The sequence below is a fragment of the Ignavibacterium sp. genome (assembly GCF_025998815.1).
Taxonomy (GTDB): domain Bacteria; phylum Bacteroidota; class Ignavibacteria; order Ignavibacteriales; family Ignavibacteriaceae; genus Ignavibacterium.
This window is the reverse complement of record NZ_AP026678.1, coordinates 3,321,077-3,344,017: the sequence shown is the minus strand read 5'-3', so window position 1 is coordinate 3,344,017 and position 22,941 is coordinate 3,321,077. Positions and strand designations below refer to the sequence as shown.

The 22,941-nt window shown below is 33.5% G+C and carries 23 protein-coding genes; 4 read left to right on the top strand and 19 right to left on the bottom strand.

Features of this window, described 5'->3' with window-relative positions; all coding sequences use genetic code 11:
* Positions 1-2 precede the first annotated feature (2 nt).
* The 6 genes from Q0X14_RS14560 to Q0X14_RS14535 form a co-directional block, all read right to left on the bottom strand.
* Complete coding sequence (locus tag Q0X14_RS14560; RefSeq protein WP_297840176.1) at positions 3-1,682, bottom strand: SpoIIE family protein phosphatase; 1,680 nt, start codon at positions 1,680-1,682, stop codon at positions 3-5.
* A gap of 2 nt (positions 1,683-1,684) precedes the next feature.
* The gene (locus Q0X14_RS14555) at positions 1,685-2,107 is read right to left on the bottom strand and encodes an ATP-binding protein (protein ID WP_297840174.1); all 423 of its coding nucleotides are present in this window, start codon (positions 2,105-2,107) and stop codon (positions 1,685-1,687) included.
* A gap of 4 nt (positions 2,108-2,111) precedes the next feature.
* Positions 2,112-2,459: an STAS domain-containing protein gene (locus Q0X14_RS14550; RefSeq protein ID WP_297840171.1), complete on the bottom strand. Its 348-nt coding sequence runs from the start codon at positions 2,457-2,459 to the stop codon at positions 2,112-2,114.
* A gap of 12 nt (positions 2,460-2,471) precedes the next feature.
* Positions 2,472-4,517 (bottom strand): SpoIIE family protein phosphatase, encoded by a 2,046-nt coding sequence (locus Q0X14_RS14545; protein ID WP_297840168.1) that lies wholly within the window; start codon positions 4,515-4,517, stop codon positions 2,472-2,474.
* 124 nt (positions 4,518-4,641) lie between these two features.
* On the bottom strand, positions 4,642-6,204 hold the full coding sequence (locus tag Q0X14_RS14540) for a hypothetical protein (RefSeq protein WP_297840165.1): 1,563 nt from the start codon (positions 6,202-6,204) through the stop codon (positions 4,642-4,644).
* On the bottom strand, positions 6,201-6,797 hold the full coding sequence (locus Q0X14_RS14535; protein WP_297840163.1) for an RNA polymerase sigma factor: 597 nt from the start codon (positions 6,795-6,797) through the stop codon (positions 6,201-6,203). The genes Q0X14_RS14540 and Q0X14_RS14535 overlap by 4 nt, the downstream gene beginning before the upstream one ends.
* Before the next feature lie 159 nt (positions 6,798-6,956).
* Between Q0X14_RS14535 and Q0X14_RS14530 the strand changes: the two genes are divergently transcribed.
* The 3 genes from Q0X14_RS14530 to Q0X14_RS14520 all read left to right on the top strand — a co-directional run bounded on the left by Q0X14_RS14530 (position 6,957) and on the right by Q0X14_RS14520 (position 9,937).
* Positions 6,957-7,298 (top strand): STAS domain-containing protein, encoded by a 342-nt coding sequence (locus tag Q0X14_RS14530; RefSeq protein WP_014559692.1) that lies wholly within the window; start codon positions 6,957-6,959, stop codon positions 7,296-7,298.
* 77 nt (positions 7,299-7,375) lie between these two features.
* Positions 7,376-8,650 carry an adenylosuccinate synthase gene (locus Q0X14_RS14525; RefSeq protein WP_297840158.1) on the top strand — a complete coding sequence of 425 codons (1,275 nt, stop codon included), beginning with the start codon at positions 7,376-7,378 and terminating at the stop codon, positions 8,648-8,650.
* 78 nt (positions 8,651-8,728) lie between these two features.
* Entirely contained in the window at positions 8,729-9,937 is a 1,209-nt protein-coding gene (locus Q0X14_RS14520) for a HAMP domain-containing sensor histidine kinase (RefSeq protein ID WP_297840156.1), read from the top strand.
* A 3-nt stretch (positions 9,938-9,940) separates the two neighbouring features.
* On the opposite strand, the gene nadA is transcribed toward Q0X14_RS14520, so the two are convergent.
* The 4 genes from nadA to Q0X14_RS14500 form a co-directional block, all read right to left on the bottom strand.
* Entirely contained in the window at positions 9,941-10,888 is a 948-nt protein-coding gene (gene nadA, locus Q0X14_RS14515) for a quinolinate synthase NadA (protein WP_297840152.1), read from the bottom strand.
* 234 nt (positions 10,889-11,122) lie between these two features.
* Positions 11,123-12,211, bottom strand: coding sequence for a 3-dehydroquinate synthase (gene aroB / locus Q0X14_RS14510; RefSeq protein ID WP_297840149.1), 1,089 nt, complete (start codon positions 12,209-12,211; stop codon positions 11,123-11,125).
* A complete protein-coding gene (locus tag Q0X14_RS14505) occupies positions 12,198-12,749 on the bottom strand; it encodes a shikimate kinase (RefSeq protein WP_297840144.1) in 552 nt (183 codons plus the stop codon). The genes aroB and Q0X14_RS14505 overlap by 14 nt, the downstream gene beginning before the upstream one ends.
* A 42-nt stretch (positions 12,750-12,791) precedes the next feature.
* A complete protein-coding gene (locus Q0X14_RS14500; protein WP_297840141.1) occupies positions 12,792-13,247 on the bottom strand; it encodes a RidA family protein in 456 nt (151 codons plus the stop codon).
* Positions 13,248-13,310: 63 nt separating this feature from the next.
* On the opposite strand from Q0X14_RS14500, the gene mazG reads away from it, so the two are divergent.
* Positions 13,311-14,111: a nucleoside triphosphate pyrophosphohydrolase gene (mazG, locus tag Q0X14_RS14495; RefSeq protein WP_297840139.1), complete on the top strand. Its 801-nt coding sequence runs from the start codon at positions 13,311-13,313 to the stop codon at positions 14,109-14,111.
* On the opposite strand, the gene Q0X14_RS14490 is transcribed toward mazG, so the two are convergent.
* The 9 genes from Q0X14_RS14490 to accC all read right to left on the bottom strand — a co-directional run bounded on the left by Q0X14_RS14490 (position 14,108) and on the right by accC (position 22,922).
* A complete protein-coding gene (locus tag Q0X14_RS14490) occupies positions 14,108-15,070 on the bottom strand; it encodes a PhoH family protein (protein WP_297840136.1) in 963 nt (320 codons plus the stop codon). The two genes, mazG and Q0X14_RS14490, sit on opposite strands and share 4 nt — an antisense overlap.
* Positions 15,071-15,144: 74 nt before the next feature.
* Entirely contained in the window at positions 15,145-15,816 is a 672-nt protein-coding gene (locus Q0X14_RS14485) for a LysM peptidoglycan-binding domain-containing protein (protein WP_297840133.1), read from the bottom strand.
* Positions 15,817-15,857: 41 nt separating this feature from the next.
* Entirely contained in the window at positions 15,858-16,133 is a 276-nt protein-coding gene (locus tag Q0X14_RS14480) for a hypothetical protein (RefSeq protein ID WP_014559682.1), read from the bottom strand.
* Positions 16,134-16,252: 119 nt separating this feature from the next.
* A complete protein-coding gene (gene radC, locus Q0X14_RS14475) occupies positions 16,253-16,936 on the bottom strand; it encodes a DNA repair protein RadC (RefSeq protein WP_297844762.1) in 684 nt (227 codons plus the stop codon).
* A gap of 11 nt (positions 16,937-16,947) precedes the next feature.
* Entirely contained in the window at positions 16,948-18,669 is a 1,722-nt protein-coding gene (locus tag Q0X14_RS14470) for an ABC transporter substrate-binding protein (protein ID WP_297840129.1), read from the bottom strand.
* Positions 18,666-19,553 (bottom strand): tetratricopeptide repeat protein, encoded by an 888-nt coding sequence (locus tag Q0X14_RS14465; protein ID WP_297840126.1) that lies wholly within the window; start codon positions 19,551-19,553, stop codon positions 18,666-18,668. Before Q0X14_RS14465 ends, Q0X14_RS14470 begins: the two co-directional genes overlap by 4 nt.
* 3 nt (positions 19,554-19,556) lie before the next feature.
* Positions 19,557-21,098, bottom strand: coding sequence for a glutamine-hydrolyzing GMP synthase (gene guaA / locus Q0X14_RS14460; RefSeq protein ID WP_297840123.1), 1,542 nt, complete (start codon positions 21,096-21,098; stop codon positions 19,557-19,559).
* An 82-nt stretch (positions 21,099-21,180) separates the two neighbouring features.
* A complete protein-coding gene (gene gcvH / locus Q0X14_RS14455) occupies positions 21,181-21,561 on the bottom strand; it encodes a glycine cleavage system protein GcvH (RefSeq protein ID WP_297840121.1) in 381 nt (126 codons plus the stop codon).
* A gap of 14 nt (positions 21,562-21,575) precedes the next feature.
* Entirely contained in the window at positions 21,576-22,922 is a 1,347-nt protein-coding gene (gene accC, locus Q0X14_RS14450) for an acetyl-CoA carboxylase biotin carboxylase subunit (RefSeq protein WP_297840120.1), read from the bottom strand.
* Positions 22,923-22,941 lie beyond the last annotated feature (19 nt).

Genomic DNA, 22,941 nt, shown 5'->3' with positions numbered 1-22,941 from the left:
AGCTATCTTACTCTAATGATCATCATGGTTAAATCATCAGATTGCGGTGCACCTTCAACAAATTTTTCAATTTCTTCTCTTATTTTTTTAAGTGTTTCATTTGATGTGAGTTGCGAAGTACTGAGTGCAATTTTCTCAAGTCGTTCTTCGGAAAATTCCTGTGAGAAAGGATTCATTGCCTCTGAAACACCATCAGTGAACATTATTATTTTATCACCGCTTTCAAGTTGAATTGAATTACTGTTATATGGAAGAAGAGTTTTCATAACACCAAGAATAATTCCTCCTTCGGAAAATCTGATTATCTCATTATTGCGAACAAGTATCGGAGGATTGTGTCCGGCATTAACATAGGTTAATCTTTTTTCATTATCATCAAGTAATGCCCAGAAAAAAGTAATGAATCTTCCATCCGAAGTATTTTGAGAAATCAAATCATTTATTAATCCTGTTGCAGTTGCAATATCAATATTCTGCTTGCTAATAACTTGCAGGAACGCCTGCATATTCGCCATCAGTAATGAAGCCGGAATTCCTTTGCCAGAAACATCAGCAATTGCTATGATGTATTTTCCTTCATCAACTTTTATGATATCGAAATAATCTCCGCCAACCTGTTTTGAAGGAAGATTAATTGCAGCTATATCAAAATTATTTGTGGCAGGAATTTGTGAAGGCAACAGATTCTGTTGAATCTCTCTTGCAAATTCAAGTTCTTCTTCTAACTTTTGTTTTTCCAAAGCTTCTTTGAACAATCTTCTGTTCTCAAGCGAAATTATTGCAAGACTTCCGACTGAATAAATAAACTCAATATCATAATCGGAGTAATCAAGATTGTTAACTCGTTTACCAAGAATTATTAATCCCTTCACTTTACCCTGAATCTGCATCGGAACAATCAATTGAATTCCAATTTCAAAAAGTTCAGGATAAGATTTTTCAAGCTTTGTACGATTAAGTGGCGTTTCAATTTTAAGATAATCATACTTTCGCAATTTGCTCAGAAGCTCATCAATCTGAAATTTAGATTCAAGAACCTGAATTGCTGAGCCTTCAAAGTTTAATATCGCATAATTTGAAACAAGGAACTGACCCATTAAAGAGTAAACAAGTAAGCGTGATACTTTTGTTGATTCGGAAAACAAACCAAATTCTTTACTGAGTTCAAACAAAGAATTTAATCTTTGAATACGGGAATCAAGTTCACGATTTACTTTTTTCAGTTCCTGAACAACTAAGGAATTCTGTATCGCTGTTGCTGCAATATTAAGAATTGTTTTAAGAAATTCTCTGTCATCATCGGTGTATTCTTTACCATTTAATTTTTCTCCAAGACAAACAAAACCAATACATCCAACAGATGAACTGATTCTTTCACAGATTTTTAGATGTGCAGATTCAAAAAAGCTGTTTAGTTCTTCCTTCATTTCACAATCTTTATCAGCAGTAACATCAGGAAAGATTGAGAGAACTTCATCAGGAATTCCTTTTGAAAGTTTGATTTGGAAATGATTGCCTTCCTTTAATGCTACCAAACCTCTTATTGCTAAAAATTTTCCGAGGCAGGTGAGTAATACATTGTTCAGAATAAATTCAAGTTCGAGACTTGAGTTGATAACTCTGCTGAATTCAATGAGTGCAGTTAAGTTTCGTTTAACTTTTAAGTTTTCAACTTCTGACATTGCTAAGCAGCTTTTATTTTTTTTGTAAGGGAAACACGATTAAACTTTCCAGGAACAGATTTGTATTTTACTTCATCCATCAGAGTTTTCATCAAATACATTCCAAGCCCACCAACACGATGCTCCCGATAATATTTCTGAAGATCGGGTGAAGGTACAACATCAGGGTCAAATGAAATCCCGTTATCTTCAATCGTAATAGTAAAAGCAGATTTATCCTGTTTGATTTCGATAATTATATCTCCATCAGGAGAAAATTTGTAAGCATGCTTAATAACATTTGTACAAGCTTCATCAACAGCAAGAATCATATTATCAATATCATCCTTGCTGAAGCCCGCTCTTGAGGCATTTTCACTGATGAAATCTCTAATCTTCGAGAGATTTTCAGTTCTGCTTTTTACTATTAGTTTATCTGTTTTCAAAATGTTACTCGCTGAATTTTTTTATCGCTTCTTCTTCAGTCTTAAAAATTTCATACAAAAGCGGAAAACCAAGAAGATCAAAAATGTTGTAAACCTTGTCACTCATTGAGGCAAGTTTTATATCGCCCTGATTCTCGCGTACTTTTTCAATGTAAGCCATAAACACTCCCAATCCTGCTGAGCTTATGTAAGCAAGATCCCGGAAGTCAACAACAATTTTATATTTATTGTTGTTTATCAGTTCATTGAATTTGTTTTCAAGAACAGGAGCTGTATGAGCATCTAAATATCCTTTGAGTTTGATGATGCTGATATCGCCTTGTTCTTTCAGAGTTGTGTTAAATTCTGCCATTTATTAATCCTTTTAATTTTTATTCCACCTTAATATAAGTAAAGTTATATCATCATACTGAGTTGAATTGTTCGCAAAAATAGATACTTCAGATATTATTTCCCTTGCAATCTGTTCGATATTCTTATCAAGATTGCGTTTGATAGTTTCAACAAATCTGTTGTCTCCAAAATCTTCATTATTCTGATTCTTTGATTCTGTTATTCCGTCCGTATAAAAGATAAGTGTATCGTTCATCCGCAATTTAATTTTTAAATCATCGAGATTCTCAGAAAAGCTTTCAGTATAATCCAAACCTAGTGCTAATCCCTTTGGTTGATATTTAATTATTTCACCATCTCTGATTAATAAAGCCGGACAGTGACCAGCTCTTGCAAATTCAAATTCGGATGTAATGAAATTAATTTTTCCATAAAGAGCACTTACAAAGTTTTTACGATGAAGAGTTCTTGATAAAATTCTGTTGGCTTTAACTAAAATTTCTTTTGGTGATGCTAAAATTTTTGATAGAGATTCGAATATTCCTTTGATTTCAGCCATTACAAACGCTGCTGAGATTCCTTTGCCTGCAACATCTCCAATGATAAATGAAAATTCGTTTTCTTTGTCTGTATAATAATCAAAGAAATCTCCACCGACTTCAAATGCAGGAATAAATATTGAGCTTATCTGAAGCTCATTAAATTTAGGATCATTTGCTGGTAGCAGTTTTCTCTGCATTTCACGAGCAACATCAAGTTCTTTTTCCAGTCTTTCCTTTTCGATTGACTCTTTTAATAATCTTGAATTCTCCAGAGCAATTGAAGCATATTCAGAGAAAGCATTTATTGCTTTTGCTTCATCATCATAAAATAAAAGTCCGCTTTTTCTTGCAGCCAGAAGATAGCCCTTAACTTCGGTTTGAGTTTTAAGTGGAGAAATTATAACCGAACTCAGGTGCTCACTTAATTTAGATTTTACTGACGATTTTTCAATAGAACAAATTTTTGCTTTGGTAAGATTTTTACATTCACCGGAATAAAGAAGATAGTTATTAATCTCAGTAATATCTTTTTCAGAAATATTTTTTAGAGATATTGTTTCATAAGTATTTCCGTTTTTCATTACAATCCAGGATGCATCCGCAGTGCTGACCTTTCTCGTCAGGTCAGTTATTGTATCAGCAAGTTCATCAAAATCAATAACCTGATTTATCAAAGTAGAAAATAAATGTAATGAAGAAACTTCTTCTGCTTTTCTATCAAAAGCTTCCGCTGTTGGCAAATGAAATAATACAGTAAAAAACAATACGCCGAAGTAAACTAAACTATAAATCAAAATCAGAAGAGCGATTCTGTTAAATCCTGTCGAATAGGATTTCAAAGTTTCTGAATGAAGTGAAATATCGGCAGAGTATCCAACCAAAACCGAAGCAAGTACAGTAATTGCCAATGAGATAAGTAAAAGTTTATACTTTTCTTTTTTGTTTAAAAAAGCAATCCAGGAAATACCGAAAGAATTTTTTACGATCAGAAGAATGGTAACAACCATAAACGCGGTTGAAACAGCTTGATTTATTTCCTGGAATATTGTGAATGATAAAGCTGAAAGGATTCCAAATGCAATTAACAGCTGAAAATAGATAGGATTGTATTTAATTCTTTTCGAGTAGTAAAATTCTTTCAGTACAACAAAAATGAAAGTTAATCCGAAAGCAAAAATGCAGAAATAGATTATTCCAACAACATTAGAGGCAAAACTAAAAACAGACAACTCTGCATTTAATTTTTGAACTAAATTATCCATAAACATCTGAGCTGTCCAGATAGACATTAACAGAATGCCAAGTAATACAGCCACTGCAAAAGTAAGACTAAGAAAAGATATTTTATTAATTCTTATATATTCTTTAATCTGAACAGACAGAGAGAATAATAATGTAATTGCAACTAAATCCTGCAACACTGAGAAAATAGTGGAAGTATTTCCTGCTTTTAATGTTACTATAAAGAATAATAGCAGTGCTGATATTATACTGATAGTCAGATGAAAATTTTTATAAATTCTGTTGAGATACATTCATTAGTATTTCTTGTTCAACAGAAAATTAAACTAAAGTAATTAAAACACAAAGGAATGAATTATAAGCGGGCTTAATCAAAATAAGCGGTAAAATAAATTGATAGGTGGAAAGCTCAGAAAATCAGATTTCTATCTGATCCTCGAGCATTTTAATGATTTCTTCATATTCCTGTATCTTTTCTTTATTCTTAAGGTTCTGCATATCCTGCCTGAACTTCTCAATTTCTTTTCTTAACTGCTCAATTTGTCTTCTTAATTCTTCATTCTGTTTAATGAATAAGCTATCAACCATTACTTTTATTTCTTTTGATGAAGAATCATTATAAAAATTTGTTGTATTTGATTTTCGTTTTTTATTGTTTAATTCAATTCGCTTGTTGTTTTCTTCAATTACAGAATCAACATTTACCTCGTGATTTTTTGGAATGTAATTGTACTCTCTCTTGTATTGAAAATTCTTTGAAACAGGAACTTCTGGTGGAGCTGGTGGTCCGACATTAACAACAGAAAAATTTCTGGTAGCTTCGCTTATTATTGAGGCAATTGAATCGAAGTTTGGTAATTCAACTTCAGGAACATCAAATTTTTCAAGATGAACCTGAACACCGTTATTGTGAACGAATATTCTGAAGTTCTCATCAGATTTTATTTTGTCTTTCAGATTAGCTAATGTACTATCTGTCTTGAATTTGAAAACAATTTTCTGCTTACTGTTTTCCTTTTCAATTTTCTTCAATTCCTGAGCAACCTTTTTCATTTCTCTGTCCAGCTCAGCCATATCAACATTAATTTCTGTTGAGAATACTGTATCAGGAGTAACAATAATAAAATCTTTCGGTGAATCTGTCTTCACTTTTTCTAACCAGACAATATTCTTATCAACAACCGGAAGGTTTCCGACCGGAGCAATTTTCTGGAAATTTTCATTACCATGTTTTTTTGCAAATGAGAGAATATCTGCAAGAACTGCTTTACGGAGATTCCAGATATTAGGATTTACAGCAATTGCATTTTTGTCGCTTACTAAAACCTGAGATGATATTTTTTCAGAATAAACTTTGAGCAAAGAATCCATTTGAGACCTTTCCTGTTCATTTAATTCAAGTGCATTGACAAAATTCTTCAGATTCTCTTTTGAGCGGGCTTCAGAGTTTTGTTTTATTTCAAGATATTCTTTACCACTTGGATCATAACTCAATTTAAGAATCTGAGAGTTTGAAGGATCGAGCGGAAGTTCTTCATTCAAAGCAAAATTAAAAATATCCTCACTCGAAAGATTAGCTGTATAAAGTAAAGGTTTAAGATTCGATTTGTAAAAATCAGCAAGATTTCCCTTCTGTTGTTCGATTATGTTTTTAATAAACTGTGGATTGATACTCAAAACAAAAATTAAAGCGATAGCCAATCCTGAAAAAGTAAATGCAGGAATCCACTTTTTTATTTTCTCAGATTTGCTGTGTGCTGAGTTGAGCGAAGCCATCAATCGTTCTTCAAAGTAAAATGATTCTTCCAACTTAGGTTTGGATTCGTTTGTTACAGATTTTAGTCTCTTCAGCTCGTGTAACTTTCTCTGAAGTTCGAGTGATGATTTAATTTTTTCTTCAATATAGATTTTTTCTTTTGGAGAAAGTTCTCCATCAAGATAAGCTGAAAGCATTTCAATATCGTATCGGTTATTTTTCATACAAACAACTCCTTTTCAAGTGGTTCAAGAATTTTCCGCAGAGCTTCTCTTGCCCTGAAAATTCTTGATTTAACAGTTCCAATTTCACAGTTAAGTGTTTCAGCAATCTCCTGATAACTGAATCCTTCCATATCTCTGAGCACTAATGGAATCCTCAGCTTATCAGGTAGCTGAGCAATTGCATTTCTGACAATTTCTTTGATATCAGGATCTTCATTTATTCTGAAAGAAGCGATATCTTCTTCTTCATCTTTTATTGGTGAAAATATTCTTCTGACAGCTTTTTTACGAAGATAATCTTTACACTTATTAACAGTAATTCTATAAAGCCAGGTCGTGAATTGAGATTCGAACCTGAAGTGTTTAAGGTTTTTGAATACTGTAATAAAAACATCCTGAGCAATATCATCAATTACATCAGGTTCCATCAAAGTAAGATAAATAATGTTACGAACCTTTTCCTTATGCCGGTTTACAAGAACTTTGAAGGCATCATCATCACCATCAATAAATTGTTTGATTAACGAAAAATCGTCATCAAGAGTTAATATTTTGGGCTGTTCCATATCTTCTTTTTTATTATCAGAATTCATAGGGTTTAGACGATGTTTTATTTTAGTTGTTCCTAAAATACACTGTAAAAATAAAAAGTGTTAGATAAAATGATGATTGGCGGATAAATATGATAAAACAAACTTGCATGAGTAACACTGCTTCTTTAATTTCACACAAACATTTTTAGGAGATTATCTATGAAAATTAAAACTTATGAAAAGTATAATGCAGTTGTTGTTGAGCTCAAAGGTGATGTTATGGGCGGAGATGACACGAAAGAATTTAATCAGCTCTTACACAAACTGATTGATGAAGGCAAGAAAAATGTAATAATTGATCTTTCCGGAGTTAAATTTATGAATAGCTCTGGACTGGGAATGTTAATCAGCGGATTAACAACAATGAAAAAAGAAAATGGAAATCTTAAACTTGCCAATGTTGGCGATAAGATTGAAAGTCTTCTCATTATTACAAAACTCATTACAATTTTTGAAACCTACGAATCCGTTGATGAAGCTGTTAAAAGCTTAGGTGAATAATAATTAGATTAAAAGCTCCGGATCAAAAACCGGAGCATTATTTTGTTCAATAAAATCCCATCTTAATAGGAAATCAAATGAGTGCAACCGTATTAGTCGGCTCGCAGTGGGGCGATGAAGGCAAAGGAAAAATTGTTGATATACTAAGTGAAAATTTTGATATAGTTGCCCGTTATCAGGGTGGTGCTAATGCCGGACACACTGTGATGATTGGCGATAAACAATATATCCTTCATTTAATTCCATCAGGCATTCTAAGAGAAAATGTAATTTGTGTTATAGGCAACGGAGTGGTTATTGACCCACAGGCTTTGCTGGAGGAAATAGCTCTTCTCGAATCACACGGAATAAGTGTTGAAGGAAGATTGTTTATCAGTCAGAATGCTCATCTTATAATGCCTTATCACAAACTTCTCGATTCAATAAGTGAACTTGGCGAACAGAAAATCGGAACCACAGGCAGAGGGATTGGTCCGTGTTATATTGATAAGTATGCCCGTAAAGGAATCAGAATTGTAGATTTGTTGAATAGAACTGAGCTTGAGAAAAAAATCAGAATGAACCTTAAGGAAAAAAATGATTTACTTCAGAAAATCTATTCACACGAAGGTTTGGATGTTGAAGCGATTGTAAAACAATATCTCGAATTTGATAAAGCAATAGATAAATACATAAAAGATGTTCCTGCATATTTGAATCAGGCACTTGACGAAGGTAAATCAGTATTGCTTGAAGGTGCACAGGGAACATTCCTGGATGTTGACCACGGGACTTATCCTTTTGTTACTTCAAGCAATCCGACTTCAGGTGGTGCTTGCACAGGAACAGGAATCCCACCAACAAGAATTAATTCAGTAATCGGAATTGTTAAAGCATATACTACTCGTGTTGGAAACGGTCCATTCCCAACCGAGCTTACAGATGAAGAAGGTGAAAGACTTCGACAAATAGGAGCGGAGTTTGGTGCAACAACAGGTCGTCCTCGTCGTTGTGGATGGTTCGATGCATTTCTTGTTTCATATTCTAAAATGATAAATGGAATTACATCCGCTGCCGTAACAAAACTTGATGTCCTAAGCAATTACGAAAAAATAAAAGTATGTATTGGTTACGAATTGAACGGTAAAAGATTAAAAACTTTCCCAACAAATGTTGAACATCTGAACAATGTAAAACCAATTTACGAAGAAGTTGATGGTTGGATGGAAGATATTTCCAATTGTACAGATTATGATTCTTTGCCCGAGAAAACCAAAAACTATCTGAATTTTATAGCAAAGCATTCCGGAATTAATATCAGCATTGTTTCGGTTGGTCCGAAAAGAAAACAAACTTTCTGGGTGACCCGATAATAAATTTATCAGTCAGTTTTTATCGTCTGGATTTTTGTTAATTCAGATATGATCTTTTGAAAAAAATTTATTACAATTATGAAAATGTCAGGCGGTCCTGCCTCTGTTAACTTAAAGCTAATTCTGATATTGATTGCATTGGCAATTGCTTTCGGAACTTTGTACTACACAAATCAATTAGTTTCTAAGCTTCAGGAAAAAGAAAGACAGATTGTTGAACTTTATGCAAAAGGCATTGAGTATATTGCTAATACCGATAATCCTGATGCGGATATAACTTTTCTTTTTGATAATATCATTAAACCGATTGACTTCCCGCTCATCTTAACAGATAAAGATGATAACATCAATCTGGATAGTAAATCTGATTTAAGGAATATTAAACTTGATTCAACTCTTTCAAGAAAACAGCAGGAAGAATTTCTTTATAAAATGATGAAAGAAATGGATGAACTTCATCCGCCAATCAATATTACCTATGCTGATACTCTAATCCTTACCAGAATTCATTATGGTGATTCGGAACTCATTAAACAACTTCAGTTTTATCCCTATCTTCAAATTGCGATTGCAGGATTGTTTATTCTTCTTGGTTATATCGGATTCAGTTATATCAAAAAATCTGAGCAGAGCAATATCTGGGTTGGAATGGCGAAAGAAACTGCACATCAGTTTGGAACACCGATTTCAAGTCTGATGGGTTGGCTTGAAATGCTAAAACTTAATTACAACGATCCGAATAAGGTATTAGACATTGCAGAAGAAATTTCTAATGATGTAGAAAAACTAAATAAGATTACTATTCGATTTTCAAAAATTGGTAGCAAACCTGATTTAAAACCACAAAATCTTTTTGAAGAAGTAACTAAAGTAACCGACTATTTTAACAGAAGATTACCACAAACAGGCAAAACAGTTGAACTGCAAATAAAAGGAGATAAAAATCTTTGTGCGATGATAAACTCTGATTTATTTGAATGGGTTATTGAAAATCTTATTAAAAATGCTCTTGATGCTATTGAAGATAAAAACGGTTTGATTGCTATAAACATTATTGAAGGTAAAAAATTTGCAGAGGTGGAAGTTGCTGATAACGGAAAAGGTATTGATTTAAAGAGAAGAAAAGATGTTTTCAGACCAGGTTATAGCACAAAGAAACGCGGTTGGGGTTTAGGGTTAAGTCTTTCAAAAAGAATAATTGAAGGTTATCACGGCGGAAAAATTTTTGTTAAATCATCAATTCCAAATGAAGGTACTGTCTTCAAAATTCTATTGAAGAAATGTTAGTCATTAACTCATTTCAAGCATTCGCTCAATTGGTTTGAGAGCTCCGAGCCGCAGTTCTTCATCCATTACAATTTCAGGGAATTTGTTTTTCATACACAAGTAAACTTTTTCCATAGTATTCAATTTCATATATGGACATTCATTGCAAGAACAGGATTCATCCTGAGGTGGTGCCGGAATAAAATTTTTATCTGGTCTGGCTTTTTTCATCTGGTGAATTATTCCTGTTTCAGTTGCAACTATGTAACTGTTTGAATCATCCTCCTGAATAAACTTCAACAACTTACTAGTTGAACCAATAAAATCGGCATGCATTAATACAGGTTCTTCACACTCCGGATGAGCAATAAGTTTAGCATCAGGATATTTTACTTTAAGTTCCAAAATTTTTCTTTCGCTGAATGTCTCGTGAACGATGCAGCTTCCTTCCCAAAGAAGCATTTCTCGTCCCGTTTTTTTGATTAGATATTTACCAAGATTTCTGTCTGGCGAAAATAAAATTGGCTTATCAACAGGAATCTGACTGATAATTTTTTCAGCATTGCTTGAAGTGCAAATAATATCACTCAATGCTTTAACTTCTGCCGTGCAGTTGATGTATGTAATTGCAATATGATCGGGATGTGCTTCTCTGAATTTTTTAAACTCATCAGCAGGACAACCTTCGGCTAATGAACAGCTTGCTTCCAGGTCAGGTATTAAAACCAGTTTATTTGGATTCAGAATTTTTGCTGTCTCTGCCATAAAATGAACACCGGCAAAAACTATTACATCTGCATCAGTTGCTTTTGCTTTTTTAGCCAATTCAAGACTGTCACCAACAAAATCGGCAATATCCTGAATTTCTGATTCCTGATAGTAGTGAGCGAGAATTACAGCATTCAAATCTTTTTTTAGTTTAATAATCTCTTCTCTCAAGTCCAAAGCTGTATTAACGATTGAATCAGTCATCTTAAAATCTCCTTTATTTCTCCTTCAAATCGGTAAATAGTGAAAAATACCTGTAAATTTTTCCAGATTATGGTTTTTCCGTTAAAAAAATTAACAAAAACGCATAAAAGAAAAAGCGAAATAAGTGGCACCAACATTGTCAAGTAAATAACGAAATAGTTTAAGCATAGCATCCCTCCAAAAATGACACACGAAACTGTTGGATGTCGCCCTCACCATCCAACAGTTTTCTTTTTAAACACCTCTGAACCTTTCAAACAATTCTTCCAATGATTTTTTTACTAATTGTTCTTTGACAGATACATCAATCAAAACATTTCCCGGCTTTGAAATCAGAACCAATTTAATTTTTCCTTCAGAAGTTTTCTTATCCGATTTCATAAATTTAATAACAGTACATAGATCAATATTAAAAAGTTTTTTATTTAGAGGAAGAAACTGAAAGTCAGACAAATATTTTTTCATTTCTGATTCCGAAACTAAGCCAAGCTTTTTAGATACAATTAAGGAAGCAAATATTCCTGCTATAACAGCTTCTCCATGTTTAATCTGAAATTTCATCGTTGACTCAAATGCATGTGCAAATGTATGACCAAGGTTTAATACTTTTCTCAATCCCGACATCTCTTTTTCATCATTCTCAACAACTGCTGCTTTAAGTTTAATACATTGTGCAACCAGATTTTCATCAAACTTTTTTTCTGAAAGAAGTTTAGCAAGTTTATTTCTTATCAAAAGATAATTTTCTTCATCAGCAAGAAATGCATATTTAAATATTTCTCCGGCACCTGAAATAATTTCTTTGAGAGGAAGAGTTTCTAAAAAATTCAGATCAGCATAAACTTTTTCTGGTTGATAAAATGCTCCAATTAAGTTTTTTACTTCAAGAAAGTTTATTCCGGTTTTCCCGCCAACAGAGCTATCAACCACTGAAAGAAGTGTTGTAGGAACCTGATAAAAAGGAATTCCTCTCATATAAGTTGCTGCAACAAATCCGGCGACATCCCCAACTATTCCACCACCAAGAGCAATAATAGAATCTTTTCTCGAGAAATTATTCTTCAATAAATACTTATAAATCAATTCTGTATTTCTGAGATTTTTATTTCTCTCGGTAGAATTAAATGCGTAGACATAAAAATTTTTTTTTGAATTTAATAGATCATCTATTCTGTTTTTATGTAACTTGTAAACATTGCTATCACAAACAACCAAAACTTTGAAATCAGTTTTATTTAAATCTTTGATAAGTTGAGAAAAAACATTTTGTCCGATTAAAACATCGTAAGACTTACTCTCTGTTTTAACATTAATTTTCTTCAATGTGAAAATCCTTTCTGAGAATTTTTACAAGTTTGTCAACAGTTATTCCCACAGGTTTGTTATCAGTATTTATTTTCAGATCTGCCTGATTGTAATATTTCAACCTTCGGTTAAGAATCGTGTTAATACGATTGAGAAATTCTTCTTTAGTTGGTTCGTTATCATCAAAAAGTAATGCTGGTCTGTCACGCTTAAATCTCAGTCTACGATAAGCTGCCTCTGGAGAAGTTTCAAGATAGACCAGAATTCCACTTTTCTTCATCTGGTTCAGGTTATCTTCGCTTTCGATTGTTCCACCACCAAGAGAAATAACATGTTTTGAAAGCTTAGTTAATTCCTTCAGAGTTTGTGATTCAAGTTTCCGAAAATATTCCTCGCCATATTCCTTAAATATCTCGACTATTTTTTTATTTGTTTTTTCCTCGATTACTTTATCAAGATCTAAAAAGTCCCAACCAATTGTGTTTGCTAATATTGGTCCAATTGTACTTTTGCCTGAAGCCATAAATCCGGTTAAAAATATCAAATCCCTTTTCATAATTTCTTTTTGTGTGTAATCAATTATCAATAAATTCAATAACTACTTTACTCTTACAATCATTTCAATTTCAACTGCAGCATTCAAAGGAAGTTCACTTACCCCAACAGCACTTCTGACATGCAAACCATTATCTCCAAATATTTTTCCCACAAGCTCCGAAGCACCGTTTGCAACTTTAGGTTGTGCAGTAAAACCATCGGCGCTGTTTACAAATACTGTAAGCTTAACTACTTCTTCAATATCATCAAGGGAACCAACAACACTTTTAATTGCAGCAAGACAGTTTAATGCACAAACCTGGGCTGCTTTTTGTCCATCCTCTTCCGATAAATCTTTCCCAACTTTACCAACAAATTTCATTTCACCTTTAACGATTGGGACTTGTCCGGATGTCATTACAAGATTTCCAACTTTCTTTGCGGGAATATATGCTGCCAACGGTTTGGCGACTTCAGGTAATTCAAATCCAAGCTGTTTAATTTTTTCTTCAATCATATCCGACTCCAAAATTTTACTGAAATTTTTTAACTATTTTTCGCCATAAAAAAAGGAGATTTAATGACGCAAACCAAATTTAATGAATTAGTTCAGATAGTTAAACGATTAAGAGTTGAATGTCCGTGGGACAGAGAACAAACAAATGATTCAATCAAATCAGCTACTATCGAAGAAGCTTACGAAGTTGTTGAAGCAATTGATAAAAAGGATTATGAGGATTTGAAAAAAGAATTAGGAGATCTTTTATTACATGTTGTATTTCATACAGTAATTGCAGAGGAACAAAATCATTTCACGATTGATGATGTAATTGAAACAATTAAAGAGAAACTTATCCGAAGACATCCGCATGTTTTTGGAGAAACCAAAGTAAATGGTTCAGAGGAAGTAAAAAGAAATTGGGAAAAGATAAAACTAGAGGAAGGCAGAGAATCAATTCTTGATGGCGTTCCACCTTATTTGCCAGCTTTGCAAAGAGCGCATCGCTTACAGGAAAAAGCTGCAAAAGTCGGTTTTGATTGGACTGATAAAGCTGATGTCTGGAAAAAAGTAATTGAGGAAATTCAGGAGATGCATGAGATTGATGAAAAAAAGAAGAATTCAGTTTCAAAAGAAGAAGCTGAAAAACTTTCAAAAAAACTGGAAGAAGAGGTTGGTGATGTGTTTTTTGCATTGGTGAATTATTCAAGATTTCTTGGAGTAAATCCCGAAGAAGCTTTGAGATTCACAAATAATAAATTCATAAAAAGATTTCAATACATTGAAAGCAAACTCAGAGAAAATGGTAAATCAGTTACAGATTCGAATTTGGAAGAAATGGACAAGTACTGGAACGAAAGTAAAAACAATAAACTTACTTAATCACCATTTCCGTTAGAATATTTTTCATAAGCGTTAATAATATCTTTAACAAGCTTGTGTCTTACAACATCTTCTTTATCGAAGTAAACAAATCCGACACCATTAATACCTTGCAGAATTTCTTTTGCCTGAATCAAACCACTTTTAGTTTTTGATGGTAAATCAATCTGTGTGATGTCTCCGGTAATGATAGCTTTAGAATTTGCACCAAGTCGTGTTAAAAACATTTTCATTTGCAGAGCTGTTGCATTTTGTGCTTCATCAAGTATAACATAAGCATTATTCAAAGTTCGACCTCTCATGTAAGCAAGCGGTACAATTTCCACAATTCCCTTTTCAATATAGGTTCTGAGTTTTTCTGTAGGAAGCATTTCATCAAGTGCATCATAAAGTGGACGAAGATAAGGATCAATTTTTTCCTGGAAATCACCTGGTAAAAATCCAAGACTTTCACCAGCTTCAACTGCCGGACGAGCAAGAATTATTTTTTTCACCAATCCTTTTTTAAGCGCAGAAACTGCTAAGGCAACTGCCAGATAGGTTTTTCCTGTTCCAGCAGGACCAATTGCAAAGCAGATATCATTTTTTTGTGCAATCTGAATATACTTTTTCTGTCCGGGTGTTTTGGCTTTAACAACATCACTTTTAGTATAAAGAATAATTGATTCGAAATCATTATCCGAAACCACCTCCTTGCCTTCTACTGTAAGGTTCAGAATAGTTTCAACATCATTTGCATTCAATTTACCACTTGTATTAAGAACATAAACCATTTCCTTTAAAATCTTTTCTATAGATTCTACCTCTTCGAGCACTCCTTTAATGCTTACAACATCACCGCGAACAGTAATTGATGCATTAAATCTGTCTTCAAGCAAGTTTAGATTAGCATCATTAACTCCAAGCAATGAAGCTAAATCTACATTTGATAAAGTAATTTTCTTTTCAACTACAGTCATAATTCATTTAAATACAAAAAGCCCTTATCAATAAAGACAAGGGCTTTGATGTTTAGAAAAATTAAACAAGTTAACTATTGAACCGGAGCTGGTTTATAGTTTTTTCTGATTTTTTCGTATTTAGCTTTTTCTTCTTCAGTAAGATTAGGAATCTTGAATACTTGTTTTGGATAAATCAAATCAGGATTCTTAATCTTGTCTCTGTTAGCTTTGTAAATTACAGGCCAAGCAAAACCATTACCATAATGTTCTTTCTTTTTAGCAATTCCCCATAAGTGATCACCTTTAACAACGGTGTACATAATTTCTTTTGGTTCTTCAACCCAGTTGTCTAATGCTCTTTGCATATCAACATGAACTTTGTTGAAGAATTCCGGTAATGCACTGATTCTGTTTTTCTTTAAAGCATCAAGGTCAGTCTGTCTGTCAGCTTTCGGACCTTCTTTTCTTTTAATTTTTCCATCAAGTTCATTGACTGCTTGTCTGAAGTTAGCAACATCATTTCTATTAGCGCCAACCATCTGATAGAGTTCATCAATGCACTCTTCAGGATCCTGAAGATTCATAGCTTTAAGGTTGTCGATATCTGACCTTAAAGCATTAATTTCCTGAGTAAGAGCATCCTTTTTAGCTTTAAGTCTGCTCATTTCTGCTTCCCACTGTTCTTCGGTCATCTCCTGAGCAAAACTTACTGCAGAGAAGATGAACAACAGGGAAAGAATGCCGATTAAATTTAATTTCTTCATTACTATTCCTCCGATACTTTTTTAAAAATCTAGTTAGTTAATTATTTAGGAAGTTTCTCAAGATTAGCTCTTGTCTCATCCTTTTGCTTCTGGCATTCAGCAAGTTTGCGGTTCTGTTCTTCAATCTGCTTTTCAAGTCTTGCTCTTTCTTCTTTGAGTGAATTAGCTTCATTCTCTAAAGACTGAACTTCACTTTTTAAAGCATTGAGTTCAGCGATCTGAGCTTCACTAAGACCGCCGCAAGCACTCAGAAATACAGTCATTGCAGCAATTCCGCCGATTACAACGACTGATTTCATTTTACTTACCATTTTCATTACTACCTCCGGTATTTGTTTGTTTATTGATTAAAGTACCTGTGCAAATTTATGATTTAAATTGGAATTCTGAAAAGAAATTCATCAATTTTCAATACAATTTAACAATTTTTTAGCAATTAAATAAGTCTTCTTTCCACAAAACTTGTGTAATTATTTCCGGCAATTATAATGTGATCAAAAATGGGAATATCCATTATTTTTCCAGCTTCAACCAACTTTCTTGTTATGACGATATCCTCATTACTTGGTTCCGGATTTCCACTGGGGTGATTATGCATTAAAATTAAACTGGCAGCGTTGTTATCGATCGCAACTTTAAAGACTTCTCTCTGATGAACAACACTGGAATTTAAATTCCCGATTGAAATTGCTTCCTGTTTGATAATTTTATTTGAGTTGTTCAAACATAATACCCAAAATTGTTCTTTGGTTTCATTTTTTAGTAATGGGATATAGATTTCCGCAACATCAGAAGGTGAAGTAATCTTTTTATCGAATAGCCATTTTTGTTGGTGAAGAATTCTTTTGGCAAGCTCAAATGCCGCGACTAATGTTGCAGCCTTATCCTTTCCTATACCACTGGTTTTAATCAAAGCAGCATGAGATTTGGATGATAATACAGCAAGGTTACCTTCTTTATTTATCATCTCCTGCGCAATTGTTAAAACTGACTTTCCTTTCATTCCGGTTCGAAGCAGAATTGCTATTAATTCTGCATCGGACAGACTTTGAGGTCCTCTTAAAATTAATTTTTCACGAGGACGATCATCAAGAGGAAGATCTTTTACCTTCTGAGAAATGGTTGTCTCCTTTATTCTGTTCCACGATACTTTTCAATTAGTTGAAATTTACCATCTGAGTAATTCAGAATGTTTAGATAAAGATTTCTCTTTTTCTTGCTGAACGAAATGTTGTTATGATAACCGTTGCTTTTTAATCCTGAGTCAATTTTTAATTTAACGGTATTTCTTGTTGGCTGAATGGCACGCAATACAGTAACAAGATACTTTGCAGCATCGTAGCCATATAAAACATTGCGGGTAATTTCTTTATCGGTTGTATTAAGAAAATTCTGATTGAACTCAGTAAATGATTTATCAGTAAAATCGATAAAATAATCTGAAGTGATTTTTAATGAGTTACTGATTGTACTTGATGTTTCAAGTCCTTTTGCATTTAACCAGTCCTGATTACCATAAACTGGAACAATAAAATTTTGTTTCAGCATTTCGGATAAAATTATTTCTGCATCGGCTTTATCAGATAATGGAATGTAGATTCCGTCAAGTTCACCAAGATATTGAGATAAATTAGAAATTTGTTTTGATAAGTCAACCGATTTTGAACGATAAGTTTCTTTAGAAAGAATATTTCCACCTAACCGTTGAAACTCGTCTGCAAATGATTTAGCCAGGATTGGAGAATAACCTTCGAGCGAATTCAGTATAGCAAAATTTTTCTTTCCTTCTTTCAAAAAAATATACTGAGCAAAAACTTTTCCCCGAACCGTGAAAGGAGGATTTGCCTGATAAAACTGATCATTATTTTCTGTTAAATCTTCATCAGTAGCAGTTGGTGAAATGAACACAAGATCAGTTTGACTCAATGCAGAAACAACTATTTCTGATTCATCGCTGTATACTGGTCCGATAACTGCTTTAACTCGTTTATCTGAATCAAACTCCTGAACGATATCCCTGATTTCTTCCTCATTTCTTTTTGAGTCTCTGATAAGTAAACCAATTTTATTATCCCGATTAAAATTAATTTCGTGGAAAGCGTATTTTATTCCCTCCAGCATTTCCTCTGCAGCAATGTTTCGTTTGCCATCTTTATCTGTAAGCGGAAGAATTACACCAACAATTATTTCATCCTTTACTTGTTGATTTTGATTTGAACCTAATGAATTCCTGGCAAGAAAATATTCATCTGTTTGAGGATATTCGTTAACAATCTCTTCTAATATTTTTATTCCTTTATCCGATTGACCTTCCAAAGAATATAATTCAGCAAGTGTGTAAAGTAAAAAAGCTTTTATCTTTTTATCATTTTCCTTATCTGAATATTCTTTCAGGTCATAACTTGATAAATAATTCCTTGCAATTTTCTGAGCAATTGATTTAGCATCTATTTTATAAGAAGTGGAACTTGATGATTTGAGCAAATCAATCGACTGTCTGAAAGCTGACTTATATTTCTTTTGTTCAAGAAAACTTTTAATCAGAAGAATATTAACTTCATCAGCGTATTTGCTAGAACTGAATTTTTCTAAAAATTCTATAGCTTCTTTTTCAGCTTCAGAATATTTCTTCAGTTCGATAAGTGATTTAACTACAAAAAATTTTGCTGCTGTTTGATTTGGGTTTTCTTTATCCGAAATTACTTTGAAGTTTGTAAGTGCAGTTTGATATTTTCTATCTTTGAATAGTTTAACTGCTTCATTGAATTTCTGCTCATCCGAACTCTGCGCGGTTATATGAAAAGCAAGTATTGTTAAAATTAAACCAATAGTCTTTAATTTCAATTTATTCATTTTGTATCAGATATTTTTGAAATTCTGGATTTTATAGCAATCACTTCCGGATTTTCTGATTCTTCATCATCAATTAATGAAATAACCTTTTCAGCATCTTTAATTCTTTTTAATCCCAAGAAATTTTCAGCAAGAGTAATCAGGTAATCATTTGGAACTGTTTTAGAAACTTCGCCATACATACTCAGATATTTGTTTGCCTTCTTAAACTGTTCAAGTTTATTATAAATTTTTGCAGCTTCTAAAAGTATCCCTGCACTTTTTCTGTTAAGTCTTAGTGCTTTTGTAATGTAGAGTGAAGCGTGAGTAAACATTCCAAGCATCCGATAAGATGAAGCCAGATAAAAATAAAAATCAGCATTGCTGTTCTGATGAAATTCAGATTCCTTAAATCTTTTGATTGCTTCTTCGAAATTGTTTTCATGATAATTAGCGATGCCAAGATAATAAACAGCTTCTATTTTTAATTCAGGATCATCTTCCGACTTTATAAATTTCTCGAGATAGTGTTTTGCAAATTTGTAATCCTCTGTTTTCAGATAAGCGAATCCCAGAATAAAATCAACCACTGATTTTTTATTAGAGTCAACCATTGATAGAATCTCTATGATCTTTTCCCAATTTTTGCTTTTAATAAGAAGAGAGGAAACTTCTAGTCGCATTTCATCATTATTGGGAAATTCATCAAGGACTGAAATGTAGTATTTGTCAGAGGCGTCTATGAAGCCCATTTGAAGATATGTTTCTGCAAGACTGAATTTATAATCCATTTTTCCTGTTTCATCAAGCAAACGATGATAAATCTGAGCAGCGTGCAGATATTTTCCTGTCAGAACAAAATTATCAGCCATCTGTTTTAATTTTTCTTTCTCCTGAGCATCCATTTGTTATTCCCATTCAATTGTAGCAGGTGGTTTAGAGCTTATATCATAAACCACTCTGTTAATTCCTCTTACTTTATTTATGATTGTATTTGAAACTTCAGCAAGAAAATCATGATCAAATGGAAACCAATCTGCAGTCATTCCATCAACTGATGTAACAGCACGCAAAGCAAGTACATTTTCATATGTTCTTGAATCGCCCATAACACCAACACTTTGAACTGGTAAAAGCACTGCAAATGCCTGCCAGATTTTTTTGTATAAATTATGTTGTTTAATTGCTTTGATGAAAATATCGTCAGCTTCTCTTAGAATATCAAGTTTTTCTTTATCAACCGGACCAAGAATTCTTACAGCTAAACCCGGGCCGGGAAAGGGATGTCTTTCAATAAATTCTTCTGGAATGTTAAGTGCTCTGCCAACATTTCTAACTTCGTCTTTGAATAATTCCCTGAATGGTTCAATCAATTTCAGATTCATTTTATCCGGAAGTCCACCTACATTGTGATGAGTCTTAATTGTTGCTGAAGCACCTTTAACTGAGACTGATTCAATTACATCAGGATAAAGTGTACCCTGAACAAGAAATTTAACATTCTCAAATTTTTTAGCTTCTCTATCAAATACTTCAATAAAAGTATTACCAATAATTTTTCTTTTTAATTCAGGGTCAGAAACATTTTTTAATTTCTCAAGAAAAATTTCAGAAGCATCAATGTGAATGTGCTTAAGATTTAATTTCGAATTAAATAGTTCACTGATTTCTTTGCTCTCATTTTTTCTCATCAGTCCGGTATCAATATGAATGCAAATAAGCTGTTCGCCGATTGCCTGCTTAACTAATACAGCTGCAACAGTTGAATCAACTCCACCGCTTAATGCACATATCACATTAGCAGTACCAACTTTGTCTTTAATTTCTTTAATGCTTTGATTGATAAAGTTTGCGGGTGTCCAGTCTCCTTTACATTTACAAATTTCGAAAAGAAAATTTCTAATAATTTTTACACCCTCTTCAGTGTGATGAACTTCCGGATGAAATTGAACTCCATAAATTTTTCTTTCAGCGTTTTCAATTGCACAGATTGGCGAATGTTTCGAAATCGCAATTACTTCAAATCCCTTGGGAGGTTCGGTAACATTGTCTCCGTGGCTCATCCAGACTACAGATTTTTTCTTAACATCTTTAAAGAGAACAGAACCTTTCAAAACTTCACATTCAGTTCTGCCATATTCTCTATCGGAAGCTCTTTCAACTTTACCATATAATTTTTTTGAAATGAGTTGAAGCCCATAGCAAATACCTAATATCGGTATTCCCAAGTTGAAAATTTTATCATCAACATCAGGGGCTCCATTATCGTAAACACTCATTGGACCGCCTGAGAAAATAATTCCTTTTGGATTAAGCTCTGTGATTTTTTCTAATGAAATTGTGTGCGGATAAATTTCAGAATAAACATTCGCCTCTCTGACTCTTCTTGTAATAAGCTGAGTGAATTGAGAGCCAAAATCTAAGATTAGAATAAGTTCAGTATGCTGCATTTTTATAATGAATTTAGTTTAAAATGAAAAAACAAAACTCCGCAATTAAGCAGAATTTTGTTTTTTCCAATTTATCAAAAAACTATTGACCAATCAGATTTTTATAAGCGGTTGCATCTAAAAGATCATCGAGTTCTGAGGTGTTGCTTATTTCAGCTTTGATCATCCAACCTTTGCCATAGGGATCTGAGTTCAATAATTCAGGATTATCCTTAAGCTTCGGATTAACTTCAACAACTTTTCCGGAGAAAGGTGCAAAAACATCGCTTACGGTTTTAACTGCTTCAATTGTTCCGCAAGAAGCACCTTTAGAAATTTCTGCAAGTGATTCGTCTATATCAACAAAGACGACATCACCGAGTTCGCTTTGAGCATAATCAGTAATTCCGATTACTCCGATGTTTCCTTCTACACGAACCCATTCGTGATCTTTTGTGTACTTTAAGTTTTCAGGAATATTCATAATAACCTCTGTATTTAATCTAGTTTTTTAAATGTGAATTTTTCTAAAAAGCCGGTATCAAAATTACCACTAATAAATCTTTCATCCTGCAAAACCTGAAGATGAAATGGTATAGTAGTTTTAATTCCCTCAATGATAAATTCCTCGAGTGCTCTTTTAGCGCGGGCAAGTGCCTGAGGACGATCCTTTGCCCAAACAATAAGTTTAGCAATTAACGAATCATAGTATGGTGGAATTGTATACGACTGATAAATGTGTGAATCTATTCTTACTCCTAATCCACCTGGAAAATGTAACGAAGTAATTTTCCCAGGACTTGGTCTGAAATCTTTTTCTGGGTCTTCTGCATTAATTCTGAATTCAATTGCATGTCCCATATGCTTATGCGGTGGAGGAGATGCTTTCTCTCCTGCTGCAACAAGAATTTGTTCTCTTATCAAATCAACATCGTAAACCATTTCGGTAACAGGATGTTCAACCTGAATACGGGTATTCATTTCCATAAAATAGAAATTATGATATTTGTCCAGCAGGAATTCAATGGTACCAGCTCCGAGGTAATTAACAGAATGAGCTCCAAGTACAGCTGCTTCACCCATTTTCTCGCGAAGATTTTCATCAAGAACAGGTGATGGAGCTTCTTCAATTAATTTCTGATGACGACGCTGAACTGAACAATCTCTTTCGCCATAGTGATAAACATTTCCGTGCTTGTCTCCAACAACCTGGACTTCAATATGTCTTGGATTTTCCAAAAACTTCTCAATATATACATCAGGATTTCCAAATGCTGATTCAGCTTCTGTTTGTGCAGTAACAAATGCTTTTTCAAAATCTTTTTCTTCCCAGACAATTCTCATTCCTTTACCACCACCACCAGCAGAAGCTTTTATTATAACAGGAAATCCTATTTCGTGTGAAATTCTTATTGCTTCTTTTAATTCTCTGACAACTCCATCGCTACCCGGAATTACAGGCACTCCGTTTTTTTTCATTGTGTCTTTTGCATATGACTTATCACCCATTGCGGTGATCATCTGCGGAGTTGGTCCAATAAAAGTGATGTCAGATTCTGTACAAATTTCTGAGAAGTTAGCATTCTCTGCCAGAAAGCCGTAACCCGGATGGATTGCATCTGCTCCGGTAACCTGCGCAGCGGAAATGATTGCCGGAATTTTAAGATAACTTTCTTTGCCTAAAGGTGGTCCGATACAAACGGCTTCATCGGCGAAAGTTACATGTAACGACTCACGATCAGCTTCTGAATAAACAGCAACTGTTTTAATTCCAAGCTCTTTACAAGCTCTGATTATGCGAAGTGCTATTTCGCCTCTGTTAGCAATTAAAATTTTATTAAACACAATCTACCGTAATCTGTGA